The 5032-nt window shown below is 46.9% G+C and carries 2 protein-coding genes; both read left to right on the forward strand.

The window, feature by feature from the left end; genetic code table 11:
* Positions 1-163 precede the first annotated feature (163 nt).
* Positions 164-730: a transglutaminase domain-containing protein gene (locus tag ACLTOQ_RS16125; RefSeq protein ID WP_022045618.1), complete on the forward strand. Its 567-nt coding sequence runs from the start codon at positions 164-166 to the stop codon at positions 728-730.
* Positions 731-859: 129 nt separating this feature from the next.
* Positions 860-4873, forward strand: a complete 4014-nt coding sequence (locus ACLTOQ_RS16130) for an S-layer homology domain-containing protein (RefSeq protein ID WP_022045619.1) — start codon at positions 860-862, stop codon at positions 4871-4873.
* Positions 4874-5032 lie beyond the last annotated feature (159 nt).

Genomic DNA, 5032 nt, shown 5'->3' on the forward strand with positions numbered 1-5032 from the left:
AAATATTTAAAGAAAAGCCTGAAAAATCAGTGATTTAGGGCTTGACATTATAGGAGACTTCCTGTATAATAAAAAGGGGAACTTTGACATATCTTTTCGGTTTACGAAAAAGATCACAGTCGTCAAGTCCGAAAAAGATGCCTATAAGCATGTGCTTAAGGCGATGAAAAAGCGTGATTACAGCACTAGCTATTGTGCGGACGGAGCGGTGTATTACGAGACATTTGTACTCGCATTGCAGCATCATCCGGAGTACAATTATAGTCTGGTCATCTGGAAGAGTACCGATGGAACATTTGATTACCGGGCAGGTAATGACCTGAGTGCGGCGCAGATCACGGGTAAAATAAAACAGGCGAATGCAAAGGCGAACGCGATTATTCCCCGGATTATCAGGGACGGAATGACGCGCAAACAGAAGCTGCGTGCGATCCACAATTATCTCGTGAAAAACTGTGTCTACGATGAGAACGCGCGCAGATACGGATATGATGATGCCTATACCGCATATGGTTGTCTGATTGAGAAAAAGGCGGTATGTCAGGGCTATGCAGGTGTTTTTAACCTGCTTGCCGCAAAAGCCGGCATCTGTTCGATCGCCGTTCCGGGTGAAGCCGGTGGCGGATCACATGCGTGGAATTATGTGAAAGACGGAAGCAGCTACCGCTATATTGATGTGACCTGGGATGATCCGGTGCAGGATCAGGGTGCGAAGGCTGCCGTGAAATAGACTTATTTTTACTTGACACAGGCACAATTTGAACTGACCCACACATGGGATAAGGTAGAGAATGCTTTATAGAGTCGGCGGAAATTTATTTACGGGAATACATAACAGATGAAAGGGAGGATACTACTTATGAAAAAACAGCTTACAGCACTTGTTTTATGTATTTGTATGGTATTGTCGGTGCTGCCATTTTCAAGTACACAGGCAGCTGCAGAGGAGACGAGCAGTGTTGGCACAAGCAATATTAGCATCGGAGACTATATCAGGCTGGGAAACTATAACGGGCAGCCAATCTTATGGCGCTGCGTCGATGTTGATGAGATGGGACCGCTCATGCTCTCCGATCAGGTGCTGGCAACGATGGCTTATGATGCCAAAACAAGTGAAAACAGCGCTACGCGTTCGCACAGCCGTAACCTAAAGCGTGGGACATATGGCTCAAATCAATGGCGTGACAGCAATATGCGTTCCTGGCTGAATTCCAAGGCGGAAGCCGGGAAGGTAGAATGGCTTTGCGGAAACCCTCCAAAGAGTGGCTTTGTAGGAGAGAATCCATATGACCAGGCAGCAGGCTTTTTAAACGGCTTTAAGGAGGACGAGATCGCAGCGATTAAAACGGTAACCCAGCGTTCGATCGTATCCCATCCGGAATATAATGCGGGAATGATCGAAGGCCAGGGGGCAGATCTGCCTTATGACACAAATATAGAAGCAGCCGCTAACGGATTTGATCAGGCCTATTATGAGAACGTTACGGATAAAGTATTCTTAATGGATGTAAAGCAGATAAACAAAGTCTATCAAAATAACAGCCAGCTTGGAGACAGTTATCATATTGCTTATAAGGGTGGCGTGAGGTGGCCTTACTGGCTGCGGACTCCGGTGACGGATTGCAACCACGATATGCGCTATGTGGAGACGGATGGAAGAATAGACAGAAACGCTCCGTATTTAGGCTTTTATGGTGTCCGTCCGGCGTTTTATCTTGATACGCAATATTATCAGGTGACTGGTGGAGACGGTACAGCTGATTCCCCTTACCGCGGTGCAGCCGTAAATAAACCGGAGGAGAACTTTACAGTTTCCGGAGATGGACCAACACCGGGGCAGGAGTGGGATGTTTCGCTTGACAAGAGTATACAGTTATATCTTGGACCGAATTATTCCAAGAGCAAGAAATACGAATCTGCCACGATACCTATCCAGGTCATCCAGAAGACGCGCAGCGATAATGAGAATATGGTTGTCGTCATCTGCGGTGAAGGTTACACAAAAGGCGAGCAGCAAAAATTTGTTGCAGCTGCCAAACGGTTATGGGAAGGCGCGATGCAGTATGAGCCATATAAGACGTACAAGGATCGCTTCAATGTATATGCATTATGTACGGCATCGGATAAAACGTACAGTGCCATTGATGGATATGACAGTACATTTTTCGATGTATGGGGAAAGAATATATCCGTGAATGGAAGTCAGTGGAAGAACCATATTTTTGAACGGTGTATCGGACCGGCGTTTATCGAGAAAGTGCATGATGCCCATATTCCGCAGCAGGCAGATCCGAATGTAGATTGGGATTTTGAAAAGTATAAATATGTACATGACTACATCAGCCAGTTCGTACTTCTGGTCAATTCTGCAAATGATTTTGGCGGGGCATTCAACGATCTTGATTACGGATTCCATTATATTGTCAGCCCTGCATACAGCCAGCGTGCAGTCGAAACGCTTACGCATGAGCTTGGTCATGGTCTGTTATGGCTTGGAGACGAGTACAACAGCGGATCTTTTATGGGAGAAGCGTCTGAAAAAACTTCGCTAAACAGAACGGGGATCAGTGATCCTGAACAGGTAAAATGGAGACAGCTGCTTGGCTTCCGGAAGACATACAGTGTTCCTCATACAGATTATGATACGGATAAGATTTATAATTCCAGCCGTGAATGTATGATGCGCCAGACCTGGAATGGTTTCTGCGAGGTATGTAAGCTGCAGGGAAATAAGCGGATGCGCCAGCTGGTCACAGAGGGTCCGGATCTGTATGTGGCAGAACCGGAAGTGACAAAGCGCACAGATGCATATACGAAGCTTTCAGATTTTAGTGATGCAACCGGTTGGGGTTATACAAAATTTGACGCAGACAAAAAGACACGCCTTTTGACAGGGGCAGATAAAATTACTTTCCAACCGACAGAGATGAAGGGGCAGAAGATTGAGCTGCGTACAATCGTGCAGAACCTTTCCGATACAAAGCTCAGTCAGGTGACATTACAGGTATGGGTAAACCATGCTGACGGAACCATTGCTACTGCTGATGGTCAGCCTGTAGCAGCGTCAGAAACGTTCAAGATTCCGCTTTGGACGGAAAAGGGCAATTTCCGCCCGAAGGGAACGTTGGAATATCATGGAAGCGATTTTAATTCCGGTTTGAAAAATTGTTCCCTCTTATATACCATCCCGTCCAATGCAGATCTGCGAACCGGTGACACGGTCGGATATGCAGTGAGGGATGAGCAGGGAACTGTTCTTGCTTACGAAGGAACGCTTCCAAACAAAGGTCAGGATATCTTGCCGGCACCGGAGCCTGCAAAGAGTTATACAGTTACTTTTTGTTATAATGACGGAAGAGAAAATACAACAAAAACGACCGGAATCAATGGAAAACTCGGTGATCTTCCGGCACCGGCCCGTGAAGGATATGTGTTTGACGGATGGTATACGACAGGTGGTGAGAAAGTTGATTTGACAAGAGTATATAGCAGCAATACGGTGTTGTATGCAAGATGGAGTGAATATATCGCACCGTCACCGAATGTTAAGAAAGCTCCGGTCATTCTGCTGGCGACAAGCCCGGATACAGTGACCGAAGGAGAACAGGTCATGTTAAGTGTCAGCGAAACCTCAGGATTTGGTGTGGATTTAAGCGGAGTAACTTACACGGCAGATCCTTCGCTGCCGATATCCGGCACAGGGGAGGCTCAGACGATCCGGCTCGATCAAGCTGGTACTTATACATTTACTGCTCATTATTCCGGTGATAATGAGAAATATCTTGCGGCCGACAGTAATCGTGTTACCGTAACCGTAACGAAAAAAGCGGATGTCAGCGGAGGAACAACGTCAGGAGGTGGATCATCGTCAGGAGGCGGTTCCACGGCAGGAGGCGGATCTTCAGCAGGAGGCGGATCTTCAGCAGGGGGCGGATCCTCGTCAGGAGGCGGTGCAGCAGCAGGAGGTGCCACCGCGGGAGGCGGCGCAGCTAACGGAAATGCATCTGCAACAACTACGCCGGACATCAAGGATTCGGATGGAACGACTGTTGCCATAGTGAACGGTAAAAAAGGAATGATCACAGCAGAAGTGCAGCTTAGTGAAAAGGCGATCGCAAATGCTGAAAAATCAGGTGAAGCAGTTAAACTTCCGGTTGAAGTAAAGGCAGGTAAAAATATAAAAGCTGCATCCACTGTGACCATCAATCTACCGGAGGGTGCAGGGAAAACGAAAGTGAAGATTCCGGTAAAAAATATGACCGTAGGTACAGTCGCAGTGCTTGTCAATGCCGATGGCACTGAGAAAATTGTGAAGAAATCAGTGGCTGCAAAAGATGGAGTTCAGCTGATCGTGGACGAAGACACTACAGTGAAGCTCGTAGATAAGGCGAAAAACTTTAAGGATACAAAAAAACATTGGGCGAAGGATTCCATTGATTTTGTAAGTGCACGCGGGCTGATGAATGGAAAGAGCAGTACGGCTTTTGCACCGGAAGCAAAAATTACCCGGGCACGGCTATGGACGATTCTCGCACGATGGGAAGACGTAGATCTGACAGGTGGAAAGAAGTGGTACAGCAAAGCACGTGCATGGGCTAAAAACCAGGGAATTTCGGATGGCAGCAGACCAAATGCTGCGATAACGAGAGCCGAGGCGATCACAATGCTATGGCGTGCGCAAGGAAAACCGGCAGCAGAGCAAGAGACAGCTTTTAAAGATGTTTCTTCTGATGAATACTACGCACAGGCAGTGGCGTGGGCCAAAGAGAAGGGTATCGCACAAGCGAATAGCAAAGGACGATTCAATCCGGATGCTGCCTGTACAAGAGCGGAAATAGCCGCATTCCTGTATCGGATGTCGTTGAGTGAATAAACGGTTTACATGTACCATCTGGTATAAAGATAGCAGGAAGGAGATACCTGATTTGAAAAGAACTGCAAAAATCATTTTGACAGGAGTCTGCCTCGGCTTGATTTTACATTGATTTAATCAAAAAAGAAAAATGGACGATACAGAGAAATCTGTATCGTT

Origin of the sequence: Gallintestinimicrobium sp. (assembly GCF_046968865.1) — a bacterium.
GTDB lineage: Bacteria > Bacillota > Clostridia > Lachnospirales > Lachnospiraceae > Gallintestinimicrobium > Gallintestinimicrobium propionicum.

Coding starts and splice junctions, on each gene's coding strand:
- ACLTOQ_RS16125 (WP_022045618.1), top strand. CDS start 164: ATGAAAAAGCGTGATTACAGCACTAGCTATTGTGCGGACGGAGCGGTG.
- ACLTOQ_RS16130 (WP_022045619.1), top strand. CDS start 860: ATGAAAAAACAGCTTACAGCACTTGTTTTATGTATTTGTATGGTATTG.